This window comes from Arthrobacter livingstonensis (assembly GCF_003219815.1).
Taxonomy (GTDB): Bacteria; Actinomycetota; Actinomycetes; order Actinomycetales; family Micrococcaceae; genus Specibacter; species Specibacter livingstonensis.
Genome location: NZ_QJVD01000006.1, coordinates 198,624 through 217,887, shown reverse-complemented (window position 1 = coordinate 217,887; position 19,264 = coordinate 198,624). Strand labels below are relative to the sequence as shown.

General features: G+C 66.8%; 14 protein-coding genes. 8 read left to right on the top strand and 6 right to left on the bottom strand.

The genetic code is table 11. The features are described from left to right. Positions 1–302: 302 nt before the first annotated feature. Positions 303–1,199, bottom strand: a complete 897-nt coding sequence (locus tag CVV68_RS07960) for an alpha/beta fold hydrolase (RefSeq protein WP_110500454.1) — start codon at positions 1,197–1,199, stop codon at positions 303–305. A 43-nt stretch (positions 1,200–1,242) separates the two neighbouring features. Here CVV68_RS07960 and CVV68_RS07955 point away from each other — a divergent pair, with 43 nt between their 5' ends. Beyond that, complete coding sequence (locus CVV68_RS07955) at positions 1,243–1,683, top strand: winged helix-turn-helix transcriptional regulator (RefSeq protein WP_110500453.1); 441 nt, start codon at positions 1,243–1,245, stop codon at positions 1,681–1,683. A gap of 157 nt (positions 1,684–1,840) precedes the next feature. Beyond that, a complete protein-coding gene (nboR, locus tag CVV68_RS07950; protein WP_110500452.1) occupies positions 1,841–2,452 on the top strand; it encodes a nicotine blue oxidoreductase in 612 nt (203 codons plus the stop codon). 180 nt (positions 2,453–2,632) lie between these two features. Here the strand turns inward: nboR and CVV68_RS07945 are convergent, their stop codons facing one another. The 4 genes from CVV68_RS07945 to CVV68_RS07930 all read right to left on the bottom strand — a co-directional run bounded on the left by CVV68_RS07945 (position 2,633) and on the right by CVV68_RS07930 (position 8,608). Continuing rightward, complete coding sequence (locus CVV68_RS07945; protein WP_110500451.1) at positions 2,633–5,551, bottom strand: molybdopterin-dependent oxidoreductase; 2,919 nt, start codon at positions 5,549–5,551, stop codon at positions 2,633–2,635. A 3-nt stretch (positions 5,552–5,554) separates the two neighbouring features. Beyond that, complete coding sequence (locus CVV68_RS07940) at positions 5,555–6,460, bottom strand: FAD binding domain-containing protein (protein ID WP_110500450.1); 906 nt, start codon at positions 6,458–6,460, stop codon at positions 5,555–5,557. A gap of 142 nt (positions 6,461–6,602) precedes the next feature. Continuing rightward, entirely contained in the window at positions 6,603–8,105 is a 1,503-nt protein-coding gene (locus CVV68_RS07935) for an NCS2 family permease (protein WP_110500477.1), read from the bottom strand. 17 nt (positions 8,106–8,122) lie between these two features. Then, positions 8,123–8,608, bottom strand: coding sequence for a nucleoside deaminase (locus CVV68_RS07930; RefSeq protein ID WP_110500449.1), 486 nt, complete (start codon positions 8,606–8,608; stop codon positions 8,123–8,125). 396 nt (positions 8,609–9,004) lie between these two features. Here CVV68_RS07930 and CVV68_RS07925 point away from each other — a divergent pair, with 396 nt between their 5' ends. Further along, positions 9,005–10,378 (top strand): 8-oxoguanine deaminase, encoded by a 1,374-nt coding sequence (locus CVV68_RS07925; protein ID WP_110500448.1) that lies wholly within the window; start codon positions 9,005–9,007, stop codon positions 10,376–10,378. A gap of 225 nt (positions 10,379–10,603) precedes the next feature. On the opposite strand, the gene CVV68_RS07920 is transcribed toward CVV68_RS07925, so the two are convergent. After that, positions 10,604–11,359: an IclR family transcriptional regulator gene (locus CVV68_RS07920; RefSeq protein WP_110500447.1), complete on the bottom strand. Its 756-nt coding sequence runs from the start codon at positions 11,357–11,359 to the stop codon at positions 10,604–10,606. A gap of 218 nt (positions 11,360–11,577) precedes the next feature. Between CVV68_RS07920 and CVV68_RS07915 the strand changes: the two genes are divergently transcribed. The 5 genes from CVV68_RS07915 to CVV68_RS07885 all read left to right on the top strand — a co-directional run bounded on the left by CVV68_RS07915 (position 11,578) and on the right by CVV68_RS07885 (position 19,208). Further along, entirely contained in the window at positions 11,578–12,981 is a 1,404-nt protein-coding gene (locus CVV68_RS07915) for an NAD-dependent malic enzyme (RefSeq protein WP_110500446.1), read from the top strand. Then, on the top strand, positions 12,978–14,603 hold the full coding sequence (aceB, locus tag CVV68_RS07910; protein ID WP_110500445.1) for a malate synthase A: 1,626 nt from the start codon (positions 12,978–12,980) through the stop codon (positions 14,601–14,603). Before CVV68_RS07915 ends, aceB begins: the two co-directional genes overlap by 4 nt. Then, complete coding sequence (locus tag CVV68_RS07905; RefSeq protein ID WP_211320754.1) at positions 14,603–15,874, top strand: DUF6986 family protein; 1,272 nt, start codon at positions 14,603–14,605, stop codon at positions 15,872–15,874. The genes aceB and CVV68_RS07905 overlap by 1 nt, the downstream gene beginning before the upstream one ends. A gap of 10 nt (positions 15,875–15,884) precedes the next feature. Next, positions 15,885–16,700, top strand: coding sequence for a bifunctional allantoicase/(S)-ureidoglycine aminohydrolase (locus CVV68_RS07900; protein WP_110500444.1), 816 nt, complete (start codon positions 15,885–15,887; stop codon positions 16,698–16,700). 1,002 nt (positions 16,701–17,702) lie between these two features. After that, the gene (locus tag CVV68_RS07885) at positions 17,703–19,208 is read left to right on the top strand and encodes an AAA family ATPase (protein WP_110500442.1); all 1,506 of its coding nucleotides are present in this window, start codon (positions 17,703–17,705) and stop codon (positions 19,206–19,208) included. Positions 19,209–19,264 lie beyond the last annotated feature (56 nt).

Genomic DNA, 19,264 nt, shown 5'->3' with positions numbered 1-19,264 from the left:
AGGCCGCGGCCAAGTACGACCTCCACAACATCAACGCAGGAACCACCGGCAACACCGGCGGCGACAGCTAACCCCCAGCCACACCCCGACCTCGCAAGCTCGCCCCGGGACCCTCGCGACCGTGGCCCCACCCAGCCACACCCGAACGGGCAAGCTCGCCCCGGGACCCACGCGACCGTGGCCCCACCCAGCCACACCCGAACGGGCAGTTAATGACAACGTTGCACCCCAACACCGTCATTGGCTGCCCGTTCGGCAAACCCATGAACAAAAGACCAGCTCCGGCAACGGAGGGTCCAAAACTAGATGAATCTCTTTGAAAACGTGTTCCGAACGCAGCTTTTTGACACACGGTAGGGTGGCGCATCAGCCACGTATCGGAGGTGACTTTGGAGAACGTTAAGGAAAGCCTCGGGTTGATGCTGCGGGATGATGTGGCCAGCCGACTCGATGACGGCGCTTTCGGCGTCGTCCGCCAACGACGCAATCTGCAAGTAGGTGATGTCACGCAGCGTCGACGCACCGATCGTCAGGACGGGCATTTTGAATCGATTGCCGACAGCGGCAGCCACGATCTGCTGCGCACTCTCGGGCAGAGATCGGTAATGTTTAAACGCTGATTCGAACGCCCCGGGCGCGGCATACGCGTCAAGTACCGCCGCCCGAAAACTCTCTGATACACCCGCACCGAGGGTGCCGGTGCGGAGAAAGAAGTCTACGTACTCGCGCTCATTGCCGGCAAGGACCAACTCAGCCAGTCTAGGGGCGGCGTGGAAGCCAAACCACCATGGCTGGCTGGCCAGGAATTCCTCGGCACCATGGAGGCCACCGATGACCCCTTCGGAGAGGACCAGTGATCGGATCCTGTCCGGACGGGTCAGCGCGAGGAGCGCCGCGGCCTGGACACCAAGATCCATTCCGACGACCACCGCTGTTCCAAGGCCTAACGCGTCGAGAATAGTGACGACATCGCCGGCGATGTCCGCTGCGGTGTAACCCGCGGGGGGCCGGGATGATCCACCGAGACCTCGGAGATCCGGTGCTATCACCGTGTGTGTCTTCGCCAACGTCGGCATGATCGGTTCCCAAACCTGCCAGGTGTGCGGGAAGCCATGCAGCAGCACGATGGCCGGCCCCTGCCCAGCCGTTGCGACGTTCAGCGTGACAGTTTTGGACCGAATGAGCGTTGTTGTGGTCATGGGGTTCCTTGTGTCGATTGCAGAATAGTTACATAGTTACCGTATGGAACCGACTGTCTTTTCGGAAGAAGGCACTTTTGCCCCACCTGGTGACCACGGGGTAACCGTGTCGGCACCGCGCCGTGGGGATTTGTTCGATCCCTCGTGTCCGACCCGCGATCTACTCGACAGGCTCGGGTCCAAATGGGTCGTCATGATCGTGACGACGCTCGCCTCTGACGGCTGTGAGGAGATCGGCTTCGCGGAACTACAACGCCGAGCCGTGGGGATTTCAAATCGGATGCTCTCGCAGGAACTTAAACGGCTGGGTGGCGACGGGCTCGTTAGCCGCCGTGTAGAGGATTCCGTGCCGCCTCGTGTGTTCTATCGCCTCACCGATCTTGGCCTTTCCTTGCAAGGACCGCTCGCAATCCTGCGGGACTGGGCCGAGCAGCACATGAATCAAATTGACCAGCCCTCGTCGCCGCGGACGGCTGGACCGTGACGTCCTGGGCCGGACTACGACGCAGCGGACCCGCCGCACTGGACACATCAGCGGCTCATCGAAGCTGTCGAGATTTGCCTTTCGACAAGCACCACGTCCGCGAAGAACCCACAGCGAGCTTGCGAGCTGTGGGACCGGGCGGGGCTACATTGGTGCCATGGTGAACACGACGGCGGTCCTGCTGGCCGCCGGGGCCGGGACCCGACTAGGACGCGGACCCAAGGCCCTGCTGGTCTATCGCGCCGGCACGCTCGTGGAGCACGCTGCCGCCGTCCTGCGGGACGGCGGCTGCAGTGGCGTCGCCGTTGTTGTGGGCGCGGGAGCCGGGGAAGTCGCTGAATTGTCGGGCCTTGCCGGCTGCCGGCTCGTGCCCAACGATGACTGGGCGTCCGGCATGGGCGGATCGTTCCGCCTCGGCGTTGCAGCGGCCGCTGCAGGGAACAATGTCCTAGTGGCCTTGGTGGACCAGCCGGGCATGTCAGCAGCGCTCGTGGCGAGGCTGATCACCGCGCACCGCCCTGGCCGGATCACGGCCGCCGGATACGGGACCCATGACCAGCCCGGCGGCCTGCACCGCGGCCACCCGATCATCTTCGACTCGGAATTGGCTGCTCGGGCGGCTGCCACGTCAACGGGTGACGCCGGCGCTCGGGAGTTCCTGCGCGCCAACCCCGAACTCATCGACCTGGTGGACTGCCGTGACCTGTCCGACGGCGCGGACCTGGACACCGACGCGGAGCTGTACCTGCTGGATGGTCCCTCAGGATAGCGGTACGTCGCAGCCGGAATCCCGCAAAAATCTCACTGGCGATCCGTCTATTGTGGGCCGGTACTAGCCGCTGGATCGGTGGTTATGGGGCTCTTCAGAATCCAGAGTGTATTCAGAGCTGCCGTATTACCGGTGCGGCTCCATTGCGGGCTCGTAACCGGCCGGCGCATCGGCGTCCGGCTACCCGGCACCCACCGAATCGGCCGCGGCCTTCAGGCCCAAGTACATGACGTCCCTCGCCAGCGGCAGACGGGTGAACCGCACGCCGGTGGCGTTGCGGATGGCATTGGCCAGAGCCGGCGCTACCGGGTTGAACGGGCTCTCACTCATCGATTTCGCACCGAGCGGACCCAGGGAGTCATGCGTGGAGGCAAAGTAGACTTCGCTGCGCGGCACGTCCGCAAAGGTGGGGATGTGGTACTGGCGCAGGATGTCCGTCTCCACGGCGCCGTCGGGCCCCACCCGCACTTCCTCGTACAGGGCGGCGCCCAGTGCCTGGGCAATGCCGCCCTCGATCTGGCCGCGGCACTGCCGCGGGTTGACCACCACGCCAGCGTCCGCGGCCTGCACGCTTTGGAGGATCTTCAGCTCGCCGGTGCCGGTGTTGACGGCCACCCGGAAGCCGTGGACATTGAACGCCACCGAACGCGGCGTGCCGCCCCAGCGGCCCTCCGTCCGCAACGTCCGCCCGAACGTGGGCGCCAACTTAAACACGTCCGCGAGCGGCATCAGCGTTCCGGCGCAGTCCACCGCCCCCGGCACCAGCCGGCACTTCGCGGCGGCCGCGCCGGAACCATCCGCGGCAACCTTGAGGATCTCCCCCGCCAGGTCCTGCGCGGCGAGGAGCGTCGCCTTGCCGGCCACCACGGTGCCGGTGGAGCCAAACGCCCCGGTGTCGTGCTCTGTCAGCGCGGTGTCCGACTGCCGCACCGACACCAGTTCGGCCCGGCTGTTCAGCGCCGTCGCCGCCAACTGGGCGTGCACCGTCGTCGTCCCGTTGCCAAATTCGGCGGTCCCCACGCTGGCCCGGAACGTGCCGTCCGCAAGAAGCTCCAGCACCGTGTGGGCAAAGTGCCCGCGAGGCGGGACAGTGTCGATCATGGACAGCGCTGTCCCCGACCCAACAGCCCAGTCCGGCCCCAGATCCGCCAGCCCGGCGTCGCGGTACCGCTCAGCGCCCCGATGCAGTGCGTCGTCCACCAACGCAACGCACTGGTCCAGCCCATAGCTGCCGTAGTGCACGTCTTCTTCGGGCTCGGGAGAGGTGGACAACATGGGATCCCCCGGCCGGATCATGTTCCGCCGCCGGAATTCCATGGGGTCCATGCCCAAGCCCACGGCCAGTTCGTCCATGGCCGACTCCACCGCAAAGAACATTTGGCTCAGCCCATAGCCACGAAAGGCTCCCGACGGCACAGTGTTCGTATAGACGGACTTTGCGTCAACCTTCTTGTTGGCACACTGGTACACGGCCAGGGACTCCCCGCAGCCGTGGAACATGACGCCGGGGGCGTGGTTGCCGTAGGCGCCGGTGTTCACCAGCACGTCCACGGCCAGCGCCGTCAGCGTGCCGTCGCGTCTCGCCCCAGCGCGCAGCGCGATGGTGAAGGGGTGCCGAGTGGTGGACGCCATGAGCTGCTCGGTGCGCGTGTATTCCAGCTGCACGGGCCTCCGCAGCGCCAGCGCGGCCAGGGCCACAATGTCCTCGGTGAGCATCTCCTGCTTGCCCCCGAAGCCGCCGCCCACCCGGCCGGCCACCACGCGCACATCCTCTTCCGCCAAGCCGAATACGCGGCACAGGGCACGCCGCGTCAGGAACGGCGTCTGCGTCGAGGAGCGCACGTGCAGCCGTCCGGCGTCGTCGACGCGGGCGATGGACGCATGGGTCTCCAGCGCCGTGTGCTGCACCCGCTGGGTGGTGTACGTTTCCTGATGCACGACGTCGGCCGCAGCCAGTCCCGCAGCGACGTCGCCGAGCTCGGAGTGAAGTTCGGCGACGGTGTTGCGCGCGGGATCGGCAATGCGGCTGGCCGCGGCATCCTTGTCGCCGTGGACGGCCGGGGCGCCAGGGCGCAGCGCTTCCTCGGGGTCGAGCACGGCCGGCAACACCTCGTAGCGGACCACGAGGGCGCGTACCCCGGCCTCGGCCTCATGCACCGAATCGGCAACGACGGCGGCCACCCGCTGACCCACATGCCGCATAACGGAATCGAGCACCAGCGTGTCATCGGGGTCGTCCGTGTACAGCTCGTGCTGCGCGGTGGAAAACAGCTGCCGCGGGGAGTCCTTGTGGGTGAAGACGGCGTGGACACCTGGCAACCGGAGGGCCGCCGCGGTGTCAATCGAGACGATCCTGGCGTGGGCGTGCTGGGAGCGCAGGAGTTTCATGTGCAGCAGCCCGGGGTAGTCCGCAGGGTCGACATCGAGGGTGTACCGGGCGGTGCCCGTCACCACGGCACGTCCGGCCGGGGCGCCCGGATTGGCTCCCATCTGGCCCGCCACCGGTTGAACAGGTGCAGCGTGGCCGGATGCAGCGTGACTGTCGGCCGCGGGGTTGCTGGCGGCAGCGTGACTGTCGGCCGCGGGGTTGCTGGCGGCAGACAGTCTGCCCGCGGCATGGCCGCCGGCCGCGTCACCGCAGGCTCCCGCCCTGTCCGCGGACATTGATTCCGTGGACACCCTAAGCACGGCGTCCTCGATGGCCCGATAGCCCGTGCAGCGGCACAGGTTCCCCTTGAGGTTCCGGGGCAGGTTTTCCTTTTGGGCGTCGTCAAGGGTGGACGCGGTCATGAGCATGCCGGCGGTGCAGAAGCCGCACTGGAAGCCCTGCGCGGCCAGGAACTGCTCCTGCAGGGGGTGCAGCGTGCCGTCGGCGGCCAGGCCCTCGACCGTGGTGACGGCCTTTCCCCGGGCACGGACTGCCGGGTAGATGCAGCTGTGCACCGGCACGCCGTCAACGTGGACGGTGCAGGCGCCGCAGTCGCCGCCATCGCAGCCCTTTTTCACGCCGAGCATGCCTTCCTCGCGCAGGAAGGTGCGCAGGCACGCTCCGGGCCGTGGCTCGTTGCCGTGCGGCGTGCCGTTGATGTCCATGGCCATGGTTCAGGCCCTTTCGCTTGCGGTTTGATTCGGGGTGCCGAGCAGTTCGGCACGGATTTCCTCGGCGAGCCGGTAGGTCATGTCGCGGCGCCACTGGGGCAGGCCGTGGATGTCGTTGTGGTACAGCTCCGCCGGGATGGCTTTGTCCAGGGCACTGCGCAGGGCCGCGGCGTCCAGCCCCGGGGCACCCGGCACCACGGCGCCCGGCCCGGCCGCACCTGGCCCGGGCACGGCGGCGGCCGCGAAGCGCAACTGTACCGGGCGTCTGGTGGAGGCGGTCACGGTGATGACCAGTCCGCCGTCGTGCGCCAGGCGGCCGATCAGCAGGACGCCGGAGCGGCCCAGGTTGCTCAGCGAGAGCCGCCGGAACGCCACGCGGGATTCCAGGGCGGCCGCGGGCAGGTGGATGCTGCGCAGGAGTTCGCCGGGGGCCAGGCTGGTGCGGGCGTCGCCCACCACCAGTTCCGCCACCGGCAGCTGCCGGCTTGCGCCGCCGGGCTCCAGGACCGTGGCAACCCCGTCCAGGGCAGCACACAGGGACGTCATGGGCCCGGCGGGCAGGGCCGTGCAAATGTTGCCGCCCACCGTGGAGGCGTTCCAGATCTTGAAGGATGCCACGAAGGAGTCGCAGCACAGCCGCACCAGTTCCAGGGCCGTCCACCTCGTGGGCAGATCGCCCCTGTCCGGCAGCGCGTAGAGCTCGGCGACCTTGCAGGTGGCGGCCAGTTCCAGGCCGTCAGCGGTGATGGTGACAGGCTCCCAACCGGCCTCCGTGATGTCCAGCAGGCGGCGCAACGTGCTGCTGCCGTAGGAAAACAGCACGGTTCCCCCGGCCAGCCAGGCATCCCCTGGGCGCCAGGCCGCGGGGTCGGCGGTGGCCACCACCTCTTCGATCGTGTTCATGTCCACGAAAAACTCCTGTGCGATTTGGGGGCCTGTGCCGGACTGTTGACTGGGCGGATTGAGGGGGCCGGGCCCCCGTAGCGTAGGGGCCCGGCCGTGGCTGGTTGATGCTGAGGCTAGCCGATCCTGCGGCTAGCCGATCCTGCGGCTAGCCGATGCCGAGGATCTGCTGGATGGTCCCCATGCCGAAGTACACGACAAAGGCAGCGGCGACGCCCCACATCAGCACGTGCACCTCCCGGGCCCGGCCCTGCGCTATCCGGATGATGACGTAGGCGATGAAACCGGCTCCCAGGCCGTTGGCGATCGAGTACGTGAACGGCATCAGGATGAAGGTCAGGAACGCCGGGATGGCGATGCCGTAATCGCTCCAGTCGACCTTGCGGACCTGGGACGCCATCATGAACCCGACGATGACCAGGGCCGGGGCCACCGCCTCGAACGGCACGATAGCCACCAGCGGGGCAAAGAACGCCGCCAACAGGAACAGCGCGCCCGTAACGAGGCTGGCCAGGCCGGTGCGTGCGCCCTCGGCGATGCCCGCCGCCGACTCGACAAAGATCTCATTGGCGGAGACGGAGCCGAAACCGCCGGCCATGGAACCCGCGGCGTCGACGAGCAGCACCCGGTTGGCGTTCTTCATATTGTTGTTCTCGTCAACCAGTCCGGCCTCGCTGGCCAGCCCGGTCATGGTGCCCATGGCGTCAAAGAACACGCTGAGCAGGATCGTGAAAGTCAGCAGCAGTGCGGACATGATGCCCAGATGGGCGAAGGCGCCAAACAGGTCCACCTTGCCAATCAGGGAAAGATCCGGCAGGGAAAAGAAGGTGCCGGGCACGGCCGGGATCATGAGCGACCAGCCTGAGGGGTCGTTCTGGCTGGAGGCCGTGTGTGTGAAAAGCTGCAGTCCCATGGCAAAGAGCGTGGAGGCGACGATGCCGATCAGGATGCCGCCCTTGACCTTGCGCACCACCAGGATGATGGTCAGCACCAGCCCGAAGACGAACACCAGCGTGGGCCAGCCCAGCAGCTTCCCGTCCTGGCCCAGCTGCAGCGGCACGGTGGTGTGCGCGGCGTCCGGGATGCGGCGGACGAACCCGGCGTTCACGAGCCCGATGATGGCGATGAACAGGCCGATCCCGACGACGATGGCGGTCTTCAGCCCGGCCGGCACGGCCCGCATGACGGCCTCCCGGAGCCCCGAGAGGACCAAGAGGAACATGACGATGCCGGCGATGAGCACCAGGCCCATGACCTCCGGCCAGGTCAGGTTCTTGGTGGTGGCGATGGTGGCCGAGACGAAGGCGTTCACGCCCAGCCCGGCGGCGAGCGCGAAGGGGTACTTTGCCCATGCCCCCATCGCGATCGTGGTGACGCCGGCGACGACGGCGGTCACGGCAGCCACCTGGGGGATGCCCAGCGTGTGCCCGGAACCGTCCGCCGAGCTGAGGATCAGCGGGTTCAGGACCACGATGTAGCACATGGCGAAGAACGTGGCCAGCCCGCCACGGAATTCGCGCAGAACGTTGGAGCCGCGTGCGGTGATTTCAAAGTAGTTGTCGATGGAATGCGCGAGGCCGCGCCTGGTCGCTGGTTGTTCGGCGTTTTCGGAGGACACTGTGTCTTTTCCGGTCCGGTTCAGAAGTGACATTTCTGCTGCCACCCGTCCTAGTAGTCAATCCGGGTGGCGAGGCTGTTCCAGGTGTTGAACGGGTCAAGGGGATCCGTGGCGCCGGGAGCGAGCTGGCGCACCGGCATGGTCCGCTGTTCCACGGGGGTGTCGAAATAGTCGTAGAAGACGGCGTCGTCGAAGCCGGCGCGGGCGGCGTCGTGCCGGTCCGCGGCAAAGAACACCTGATCCACGCGGGCCCAGAGTGCCGAGGCCAGGCACATGGGGCAGGGTTCGCAGCTGGTGTACAGGGTCGCGCCGGTGAGGTCGAAGGTGCCCAGCGCCGTGCAGGCGTTCCGGATGGCCGTGACCTCGGCGTGAGCGGTGGGGTCGTTGCTGGCCGTGACGCGGTTGATGCCGTCGAAGGCCCTTCCGTCAGCGGTGACAATGACGGCGCCGAAGGGCCCGCCGCTGTCCAGGACGTTGGCCGTGGCCAACTCGACCGCCCTGGCCAGGTACTCCTGGCCATTATTACTGGTTTTCATGGTGACTTCCTTGTCACTGGGGCAACCGGCCATTCTTGTCTTGCGGGATGCCGGGGGGCCTCCACATACCGGTGTGCACTTGGTTTTTAATTCAAGATACGCCCGGTAGATAGCGGCCCTTGGATGGGCGCCCGCCATAGACTTGATGATGACACTAACACCGGATTGTGAGCTGGGCAACACTTTTTTGGAAAATTGTTTTCGCATCATGAAATGACCTGCCCCGTTGACATATTTAGCGGTGTGGCCTAGATTGTGTCGCAGGTCCGCTTCCGCGGATCCAACCTGGATCAGCAGACAGGACAACACTGAGCTGGCACCCTTGCGGTGCCGGCTCTTTTTGCTTTTGGGCCGGGGCCGCCCGGGACAGTCCATCCAGCCCTAACGAGGATCCCCATGCCAACCACATCGCCAGTCCGGCCACACCGCCTGTGGCTGAAGAACCCGCTGGCCGCCTTCACGGCCAACAACCTTGACGCCGGAGGCGGGGTCGTCGTCTCCGGCGGCACCATCGCCGAGGTCATCGGCGCCGGCATGGTTCCCGCCGAGCCGTGCGACGAGGTGTTTGACGCCGGCCGGCACGTGCTCACGCCCGGGCTGGTGAACACCCACCACCACTTTTACCAGACGCTCACCCGGGCCTGGACGCCGGTGGCGAACGCGGAACTGTTCCCTTGGCTGAAGGCGCTGTACCCGGTGTGGGCGCGTCTGACACCGCGGGACCTGGAGCTCGCCACCACGGCCGCCCTCGCGGAGCTGCTCCTCTCCGGCTGCACGACGGCGGCCGACCACCACTATCTGTTTCCCGACGGCCTCGAGGATGCCATCGACATCCAGGTCCAGGTGGTGCGGCAGCTGGGCATGCGTGCCACCCTGACCCGCGGCTCCATGTCGCTGGGCGAGAACGACGGCGGGCTGCCGCCACAGTCCACAGTGCAGGACCCGGAAGTGATTCTGGCGGACAGCGAACGGCTGGTTGCCGCGTACCACGAGCGCGGTGACGACGCCGTCATCCAGATCGCGCTGGCCCCATGCTCACCGTTTTCGGTCACCCGCGAGGTCATGGAGGAAAGCGCCCAGCTGGCCGAAAGGCTGGATGTCCGGCTGCACACACACCTGGCGGAGACCCTCGATGAGGAGGATTTCTGCCGCGAGATGTTTGGCCTGCGCACCGTGGACTATCTGGAAAGCGTGGGATGGCTGACGGAACGGACCTGGCTGGGGCACGGCATCCACTTTGACGACGCGGAGATCGCCCGGCTGGGAGCCGCCGGGACAGGGATAGCCCACTGCCCGACGTCGAACATGCGGCTTGCGTCCGGCACCGCGCGGATCCTGGAACTGGAGGATGCCGGCGCTCCGGTGGGCCTGGGAGTGGACGGATCCGCGTCCAACGACGCCTCCAACATGATCCAGGAGGCCCGGCAGGCCCTGTACCTGCAACGGCTGCGCTACGGCGCCGGCGTCAGCGTTGAACGGGCACTGGGCTGGGCAACGCGCGGGTCGGCCCGGGTGCTGGGGCGCGACAGCCTGGGCGAGATTGCCCCCGGACGGCAGGCGGACCTGGCCATGTTCACCCTGGACGAGCTGCGCTTTTCCGGCTCCCACGATCCGGTGGCCGCCCTGCTCCTGTGCGGCGCCGACCGCGCCGACAGGGTCATGGTGGGCGGGGCCTGGCGGGTGGTCGACGGGCAGATCCCCGGCTTTGACCTGGGGGGCCTCATCGCGGAACACAGCATGGCCGCCCGCAGGCTCGTGAACGGCGATTGATGCCGGTGGTCGAGCAGCGAGCCCCGCACTCCGACCTGTTGCGCGCGGCCGCCAATGCGAGCGATGCGCAGAGCAGTGCCATGCGCCGCCGTCGTTCCGAATCCAGCGCAGAACAGCTCAGCCGGCCCGCGCAGGCCCCGGATTTCGACAGGGGCCCGCGGCCGCGAGGGGCCCCGGCCGAGGTGCGAGGCCGGGGAGCGGGTGGGGATCAATCACCAGCGGTGGCTAGTTGCTGTTCATATCCGAAGAAATGATGGCCGCTGCTGCCTCGAGCATGGGCACGGCGCGGTCGGCAAACGCCTGGTCGACGCGCGTGACGGGGCCGGAGACGGAAATGGCCGTGGGCGTGGGCGCATTGGGGACGGCCATGGCGAAGCACCGCACGCCGAGTTCCTGCTCCTCCTCGTCGATGGAGTAGCCGCGTGCCCGGATCAGCTCGAGATCAGCCAGCAGTCCCTCGATGGTGCCCAGGCTCTTGGTGGTGGGCGTGGGCATGCCCTGGCGGGCGATGATGCCGCGCACGGTGTCATTGTCCAGCTGGGCCAGCAGCGCCTTGCCAACTCCGGTGTCGTGGGTGTGGGCGCGGCGGCCCACCTCGGTGAACATGCGCATCGAGTGCGGCGACGGGACCTGGGCGATGTAGATGACCATGTCCGATTCCAGGACGGCCATGTTGGCGGTTTCACCCAGCCTGTCAACCAGCATCTTGAGCTGCGGCCGCGCCAGGGCCCCCAGCTGCTTGTTGGCGCCTTCACCCAGGCGAATGAGCCGGGGCCCCAGTGCATAGCGACGGTTGGGCAGCTGGCGGATGTAGCCCAGCGACACCAGTGTGCGCAGCAGGCGGTGGATCGTGGGCAGCGGCAGGTCCGTGGAACCGGACAGTTCGCTCAGCGTCACGTCGCCGCCGGCATCCGTAATGAGTTCGAGCAGTTCAAACACCCGCTCGACGGACTGCACCCCGCCGCTTGCCTTTGCCGCCATTGCCGTCGCTCCTGGTTCCCTGGGGCCAACCACTCCCATGCTGCAATTTATCCACATCGTGAAAACTGCGTTTCACTCCTAAAGATACATCACATTGTGGGATTTTGGCCCGCCCCGCCAACGGGGCTTGTATTTCCGCTAGATAGATAATAATATCCATCATACGAAAACTAATATGCACTCCGGCAGCCCCTCCGGGCCCACACAAAGGACATTCAATGGCGAACCCCAGCCCCGGAAACTCCATCACCCTGCGTGTCAGCGCACCCTCCAACTTCACTGTCACCAGTGAACTGGCAGCCGCCGCGGCCGCGGCCGGTGCCGCCGTCACGGCCCTGGATGTAACCGAATCCCACCACGAGAGCATCATCGTGGACATCACCGCAAACACCACCGACGACGCCCACGCCGAGCGCGTCCGCGACGCCCTTGAGGCGCTCGACGGCGTCTCCGTCCTCCACGTCTCGGATCGCACCTTCCTCATGCACCTCGGCGGAAAGCTTGAGGTCGTCCCCAAGGTGGCCCTGCGCAACCGCGACGACCTCTCACGGGCGTACACCCCCGGTGTCGCCCGCGTCTGCATGGCGATCGCCGAGGATCCCGCCGCGGCCCGCAACCTCACCATCAAGCGCAACACCATCGCCGTCGTCACCGACGGCACCGCCGTCCTGGGCCTGGGCGACATTGGCCCGGCCGCGGCCCTGCCCGTCATGGAAGGCAAGGCGGCACTGTTCAAGCAGTTCGCCAACGTCGACGCCTGGCCGGTGTGCCTTGACACCAAGGACACCGAAGAAATCATCATGATCGTCAAGGCACTTGCCCCCGTCTATGGCGGCATCAACCTGGAGGACATTGCGGCACCGCGCTGCTTCGAAATTGAAAGGCGCCTCCGCGAGGAACTGGACATTCCCGTCTTCCACGACGACCAACACGGCACGGCCATCGTCACCCTGGCGGCGCTGACCAACGCGCTGAAGGTCGTGGACAAGAAGATCCACGACGTCAAGATCGTGGTGGCCGGCGTGGGCGCCGCGGGCAACGCCATCATCCAACTGCTCATCGCCCAGGGTGCCACCAACATTGTGGCGTGCGGCCGCAGCGGCGCCGTCCACCGCAACGAGGAGCACACGGATGCGCACCGTGCCTGGCTGGCGGAAAACACCAACCCCGACAACTTCACCGGCACGCTGCACGAGGCCATGGACGGGGCGGACGTCTTTATCGGCGTCAGCGGTCCCAATGTCCTCGGCGAGGAGCAGATTGCCGCCATGGCCAAGGACGCCATCGTGTTTGCAATGGCCAACCCCACTCCCGAGGTGGACCCGGTCCTCGCCTCCAGGCACGCCGCCGTCGTGGCCACGGGCCGCAGCGATTTCCCGAACCAGATCAACAACGTCCTGGCCTTCCCCGGCTTCTTCCGCGGACTGCTCGACGCCGGCGTGTCGGATATCACCGGCGATATGCTGGTCGCAGCGGCCTCTGCCATTGCCAACCGTGTCGATGCCTCCGAACTTAATGCCAGCTTCATCATCCCCAGCGTCTTTGACCCGCACGTGGCCGCCGACGTCGCCTCCGCAGTGGCCGCCGCCGCAGCAACATCGAACGAAAGGACGCAGTCATGACCAACGCCTCCCTCCCCACCGCATCGGTGGTCGTCACCGACCCCACCCCGATCCCCCGCGCCGGGGAAATCCTGACCCCGGAGGCCCTGGACTTCGTTGCCGAACTGAACCGCCGCTTCAACCCGGCCCGCAAGGACCGCCTGGCCGAGCGTGCCCTCAAGCGCGAGCGTGTCGCCGCCACCGGGGGCCTGGACTTCCTGCCGGAGACCGCTGACATCCGCGCCGGCGACTGGCACGTTGCCCCGGCCCCGGCCGCCCTGACGGACCGCCGCGTGGAAATGACCGGACCGGCGTCCCCTGCCAAGATGGCCATCAACGCCCTGAACTCCGGGGCCAAGGTATGGCTGGCCGACCTCGAGGACGCCAGCACCCCGCTCTGGTCCAATGTGGTCGACGCCGTGGCGAACCTGCGCGACGCCGCCTTGGGAACGCTTTCCTACACCTCCCCCGAGGGCAAGGAATACCGGCTGCGCGCGGACGCGCCGCTGTCCGTCGTCGTCGCCCGGCCCCGCGGCTGGCACCTGGAGGAGACCCATGTGATGGTCGACGGCGAACCCGCCTCGGGCGCGCTGGTGGACTTTGGCCTCCTCTTCTTCCACACGGCCAAGCGCCTGCTCGCCAACGGCCAGGGCCCGTACTACTACCTGCCGAAGATGGAAAGCCACCTGGAGGCACGGCTCTGGAACGAGGTGTTTGTGTTTGCCCAGGACTACCTTGGCGTCCCGCAGGGCTCCGTCCGGGCCACCGTCCTCATCGAGACGATCCCGGCCGCCTTTGAAATGGACGAGATCCTCTACGAACTGCGCGACCACGCCTCAGGCCTGAACGCCGGCCGCTGGGACTACCTGTTCAGCATCATCAAGTACTTCCGCGACGCCGGGGCCGCCTTTGTGCTCCCGGACCGTGGCCAGATCACCATGACGGCGCCGTTCATGCGGGCCTACACCGAACTTCTCGTGAAGACCTGCCACCGGCGCGGCGCCTTCGCCATGGGAGGCATGGCCGCCGTCATCCCCAACCGGCGCGAGCCCGAGGTCACGGCCGCCGCGTTTGAAAAGGTGCGCGCGGACAAGACCCGCGAAGCGAACGACGGCTTCGACGGCTCCTGGGTGGCCCACCCCGACCTGGTCCCCGTCTGCCAGGAAGTGTTCGACGCCGTCCTCGGCGCGCGCCCCAACCAGCTGGACAGGCAGCGCCCCGAAGTTTCCGTTACGGCGGACCAGCTGCTGGACATCGCCTCGGCCAAGGGCACCGTCACCGAGGACGGGCTGCGCCTTAACCTTTACGTGGCCGTCGCCTACACCGCAGTCTGGCTTTCCGGCAGCGGCGCCGTGGCCATCCACAACCTCATGGAGGACGCGGCGACCGCGGAAATCTCCCGCTCCCAGGTGTGGCAGCAAATCCACAACGCGGTGACGCTGGCCGATTCCGGCAAGACGGTCACCCGCGAGCTGGTTAAGGAAATCCTGTCCGAAGAAACAGCCAAACTGCACGGCGAAGTCGGCGATCACGCTTTTGCCAAGTACTACAAGCCGGCCAGTGAGCTGATCGCCGAGATCTGCCTGTCGGAGGACTACGCGGACTTCCTGACCGTCCCCGCCTACGAACTGGCGGCCGGCTGATGAGCCCCGTGCCGTCACTATCGGCGGCCGACCTCGCCCGGATAGACGCGTCCCTGCAGGCCACCGACCAGCTACTGGACCGCAACTACCCGGGCGACGACGGCTCCCGCCAGCCCGTGCACACCGTCTACGTCCCGGCGGACAGGTTCACCCCGGACCTTGCCGCCGACTGGGGCCGCCAGGCCCTGGCAGCGGCCGAGGCCCACGGCGGACTCGAACGGCTTGGCACGCTGTTGGGCCAGGACGGCGGCCTTGCCGCCGCCGTGGCCCCGCGCGTTGCCGCAAAACTTGCCGCGGAGCCCATCGAGGACTTGCGCCTGGACTTTGAGGACGGTTACGGAAACCGTGGCGACGAGACCGAGGACGCGGACGCTGTCGCAGCCGCCCGGTCCGTGGCCACCGCTGTTGCGGCCGGCACCGCCCCGCCGTTCATCGGCATCCGGTTCAAATGTTTTGAGGAAGCCACCCGGGCCCGCGGCCTGCGCACGCTGGACTTGTTTGTCTCCACTCTGGCCGACGCCGGCGAACTGCCATTCGGTCTTGTCCTGACACTGCCCAAGGTGACCACCGTGGACCAGGTTAAGGCGATGGACTTCGCCGTCGGCCGTCTCGAGGCCGCGCACTCCCTGCCCGCCGGGCGGCTCCGCTTTGAGGTGCAGGTGGAAACCCCGCAGCTGATCCTCGGCGCCGATGGCACCTCGCCGGTGGCCCGGCTGGCCCATGAGATTCCTGGCCGGATCAGCGCGCTGCACTACGGCACCTACGACTACAGCGCCTCGCTGGAAATCGCGGCGCAGTACCAGTCCATGGAGCACCCGGTCGCCGATTTCGCCAAGGAAGTCATGCAGCTGGCGGTTGCCGGCACGGGCATCCGGCTTTCGGACGGCTCCAGCAACGTCATCCCCATGGGCGACGGCACGGAGGACGCCTGGCGGCTGCACGGCCGGCTGGTCCGGCGCTCCCTGGAGCGCGGCTACTACCAGGGCTGGGACATGCACCCGGCCCACCTGCCCAGCCGCTTCTCCGCCACTTACGCGTTCTACCGCCAGGGCCTGCCGGCTGCGGCGGCCAGGCTCGCCAACTATGTTTCACGCACCGAAGGGGCCGTCATGGACGAACCGGCCACAGCCCGCGCGCTGGCCAACTTTGTCCTGCGCGGCGTAGTGTGCGGGGCCGTGGGCGCCGACGAGGTCCAGGCACTTGCCGGACTCGATCAATCCCAGCTTTCCGCACTGGCACACCCGCGGCTGGCAGTATCCACTTCGAAGTAAGGAGCCAAAGATGACTGGCAACTATTACCACCCCACCGGCGGACTCCCGCCGCAGACGCACCTCACCACCGAGCGGGCCATCGTCACGGAGGCCTACACGGTCATTCCCAAGGGCGTCATGACCGACATCGTGACCAGCACGCTGCCGGGTTTCACCCACTCCCGTTCCTGGATCCTGGCCCGCCCGATCTCCGGGTTTGCCACCACCTTCTCGCAGCTGATCGTGGAGATCGGTCCCGGCGGCGGCGCACCCAAGGCCGAATTTGAGCCCGGTGTTGAAGGCGTCATCTTTGTCACCAAGGGCAAGGTCAACCTGACGCTGGACGGCGAACTGCACGCGCTTGAGGAAGGCAGTTACGCCTACCTGGCCGCCGGCGCCATCTGGGGTTTGGAAAACGTCTCGGACAGCATCGTCTCCTTCCAGTGGATCCGCAAGGCCTACGAGCGGCTCGACGGTTACGAGGCCGAGTCCTTCGTCACCAGTGACGCCGAGGTGGAGCCCACCGCGATGCCCGATACGAACGGCGCCTGGAAGACCACCCGCTTCACGGATTCGTCCGACCTGGCCCACGACATGCAGGTCAACATTGTGACGTTTCAGCCGGGTGGGGTCATCCCGTTCCCGGAGACCCACGTCATGGAGCACGGCCTGTACGTGTTGGAGGGCAAGGCCATGTACCTGCTCAACAATGACTGGGTTGAGGTGGAGGCCGGCGACTTCATGTGGCTGCGCGCGTTCTGCCCGCAGGCCTGCTACGCCGGCGGTCCCGGCCAGTTCCGTTACCTGCTGTACAAGGACATGAACCGCCAGATCAAGCTGACCTAGGGCTCCTGCGGTTTCTGCCGCCGCTTCCGCACTTTCGCCATAGTTGCAACTATGGCGAAAGTGCGGAAACGGCTGCATTTTGCGTTGGGGGCCGCCCAGCGCCGCCTGGCCGTGCGGTACCCGGACCAGAATGCGAGCGCCAGCATGCCAGCGGCCAGGGTCGCGACGCCTGCGTATGTCCACGGGCCAAGAAACAACACGGAGCTGGGGAAGAACACTCCTTCCGACAACGGCGCATACCCAACCGTTATAAATTCGCCTGTTCCGCCGGCCCCTGCCGTCATCACGGCTCCGGCAATCACGGCGACGACCGCCAGTCAGGGCACGACGGCGGTCCGCACGAGACGGTGCTCACTGGGCAGTAGTGGCTGCTCTGGCCGTTCAAACCAGCCGCTATTGTCCAGTCACGGATATTCTCGGAGAAAGGGCCGGTTCCTCCATTCCCGCCGTACTGGCCCATTGGAGATGCAGAGATGGTTGAACGTCGAAACGTGACTGTTCCCGACCCTCTCGGGCAGCCTGTGCATATTGCCCGCGAGATGGCGGCGAACAGTGGGCTTTTTCTCGCAAGCGGGGACCCTGACGGGCCGGGGCTCGGCTCGCGTACGTGGCTGGGGCTGTTCAGGGTGACTGCCCAAGGTCCTTCCACAGGGTCGGTCCTTGAGTGGGGGACCGACATCCTGATTACTTTCGTTCAGGACGGTCAAGCCCGAAGCGACGTGCCGGCGCAGACAGGTGGGCCGACGCGCTCACTTCAGCGTCATGCAGATGCTCAGCTCGAGACCACTCGTTCATCTAGCCCCTGCGATTGTCCGTTCCTCCAGCAATTAGCTCGGTTCATCGCCATAGGTAGCACACTGTGCATTCAACAAGGATGGCGGCGACCCTTGACCAGGCGGCCGCACGCCGCGTCCCCCGCCTGGCTCAACGCCAGCTTCAGCAACACCCAGGGGTCACCGCGGTTTCCGCAGTTCTGCGTGGGCGCTCTGCTAGTGTCTGCCCATGGATGAAAAATTGGGGATGTTCGTCAAGGACTTTGGTTCGCTGGTGCAGTTGGCGCAGGCCGGAATGGACGCGGTGCCCAACGGCAGGCAGGTCCTTGATGTCCTCAACGCACACATGGGGATGCCGGCCGCCGAGCTTTCCGTGGTGGTGGAGCAACTACCGGCGCACCGCCTGGTGGACCTGGACATCCTGATGGAGGCCATCGCGGCACGGGACCCTGACAGCCGCCTGGTGGGCGTCGGCGGCGGGGACCAGCGCAACCACATGTCACTGAGTGAGATCATCCAGCAGTCGTTGATGTACCCGCGCTTCCCGCTCTCCCGGCCCGACTACAAAAACGAAGCCGTGGGCCCTGACGAGCAGCGCCAGGTGGTGGCGCTGGGCCTGTGGATTTTCGCGTACGACGGATCGCCGCTGGCTGTGCTGCAGCGCGACGCGAACCCGCAATTCGGCAGCAACTTTGCCTCGCTGGAGGTCCTGTCGGCGGATCCGCCGTCGGCCGCCGTCTTCCTGGCCGAAGTGCGCCGCCACCTGCAAAGCAACAGTGTGTTCAAGGGCCAGGTCATCTCCCTGGCCGTGAGCGACTACGGCCCCGGCGTGGGCGGGGTGACGTTCATCCGGCGCCCCGAATTACCCGGCAGCGACGTCATCCTGCCCGACGGCGTGCTCAGCCGGGTGGAGGACCACAGCCTCGGCATCGGCCGGCAGGCGCAGGCACTTAAGGCCCACGGCCAGCACCTCAAGCGCGGCCTGCTGCTGTACGGTCCGCCCGGAACCGGCAAGACGCACACCGTCCGCTACCTCTTGAGCCAAAGCGAAGGCACAACGGCGGTGCTCCTCTCCGGCGGCTCGCTCGCCCGCATCTCGGAAGCTGCGAAGCTGGCCCGCGCCCTGGCGCCGTCAGTCGTGGTGTTGGAGGATGTCGACCTGATCGCGGAGGACCGCAGCTTTGGCCACGGCCCGCAGCCGCTGCTGTTTGAGGTCCTGGACGCCATGGACGGGCTGGACAGCGATTCCGACGTCGCGTTCGTGCTCACCACCAACCGCGTGGACATGCTCGAACGCGCATTGGCCCAGCGGCCCGGCCGCGTTGACCTGGCCGTGGAGATCCCGCTGCCTTCGGAGCCGGAACGCCTGGCGTTGCTGCGCCTTTATTCGCGCGGATTGTCCTTCTCGGATCCGGCGTTTCAGGCCGCCGCAGCACGGGTCGCAGGCACCACGGCCTCCTTTGCCAAGGAACTCATCCGGCGCTGCGTGCTTGCGGCCTCACTGGGCGGCGAAAGCCCCGACGATTCCCACCTGGCCGCGGCCGTTGACGAGCTCATGGCCGACGGCGAATCCCTCACTCGGAGCCTGCTCGGCAGCAGTGGTGCCGGAGCAGGCGAGAGCGGTGAGAATGAGAGCAGCGCTGATGGGCACGTGGAATTCGCCGGACCGCACCCCGGCATGCAGGGCGCGACGGTCCGCTACAGTGCCTCATACCGACCCATGACCGGCCAGTAACCCCGCCGCACGGGCAGCCGCGGCCAGTCACGGGACTTCTGCCACCGGTCCAACCA

Coding starts and splice junctions, on each gene's coding strand:
- aceB (WP_110500445.1), top strand. CDS start 12,978: ATGACCAACGCCTCCCTCCCCACCGCATCGGTGGTCGTCACCGACCCC.
- CVV68_RS07930 (WP_110500449.1), bottom strand. CDS start 8,608: ATGAAAACCAGTAATAATGGCCAGGAGTACCTGGCCAGGGCGGTCGAG.
- CVV68_RS07955 (WP_110500453.1), top strand. CDS start 1,243: ATGGAACCGACTGTCTTTTCGGAAGAAGGCACTTTTGCCCCACCTGGT.
- CVV68_RS07960 (WP_110500454.1), bottom strand. CDS start 1,199: ATGACCACAACAACGCTCATTCGGTCCAAAACTGTCACGCTGAACGTC.
- CVV68_RS07905 (WP_211320754.1), top strand. CDS start 14,603: ATGAGCCCCGTGCCGTCACTATCGGCGGCCGACCTCGCCCGGATAGAC.
- nboR (WP_110500452.1), top strand. CDS start 1,841: ATGGTGAACACGACGGCGGTCCTGCTGGCCGCCGGGGCCGGGACCCGA.
- CVV68_RS07915 (WP_110500446.1), top strand. CDS start 11,578: ATGGCGAACCCCAGCCCCGGAAACTCCATCACCCTGCGTGTCAGCGCA.
- CVV68_RS07885 (WP_110500442.1), top strand. CDS start 17,703: ATGGATGAAAAATTGGGGATGTTCGTCAAGGACTTTGGTTCGCTGGTG.
- CVV68_RS07920 (WP_110500447.1), bottom strand. CDS start 11,359: ATGGCGGCAAAGGCAAGCGGCGGGGTGCAGTCCGTCGAGCGGGTGTTT.
- CVV68_RS07935 (WP_110500477.1), bottom strand. CDS start 8,105: ATGTCACTTCTGAACCGGACCGGAAAAGACACAGTGTCCTCCGAAAAC.
- CVV68_RS07945 (WP_110500451.1), bottom strand. CDS start 5,551: ATGGCCATGGACATCAACGGCACGCCGCACGGCAACGAGCCACGGCCC.
- CVV68_RS07900 (WP_110500444.1), top strand. CDS start 15,885: ATGACTGGCAACTATTACCACCCCACCGGCGGACTCCCGCCGCAGACG.
- CVV68_RS07925 (WP_110500448.1), top strand. CDS start 9,005: ATGCCAACCACATCGCCAGTCCGGCCACACCGCCTGTGGCTGAAGAAC.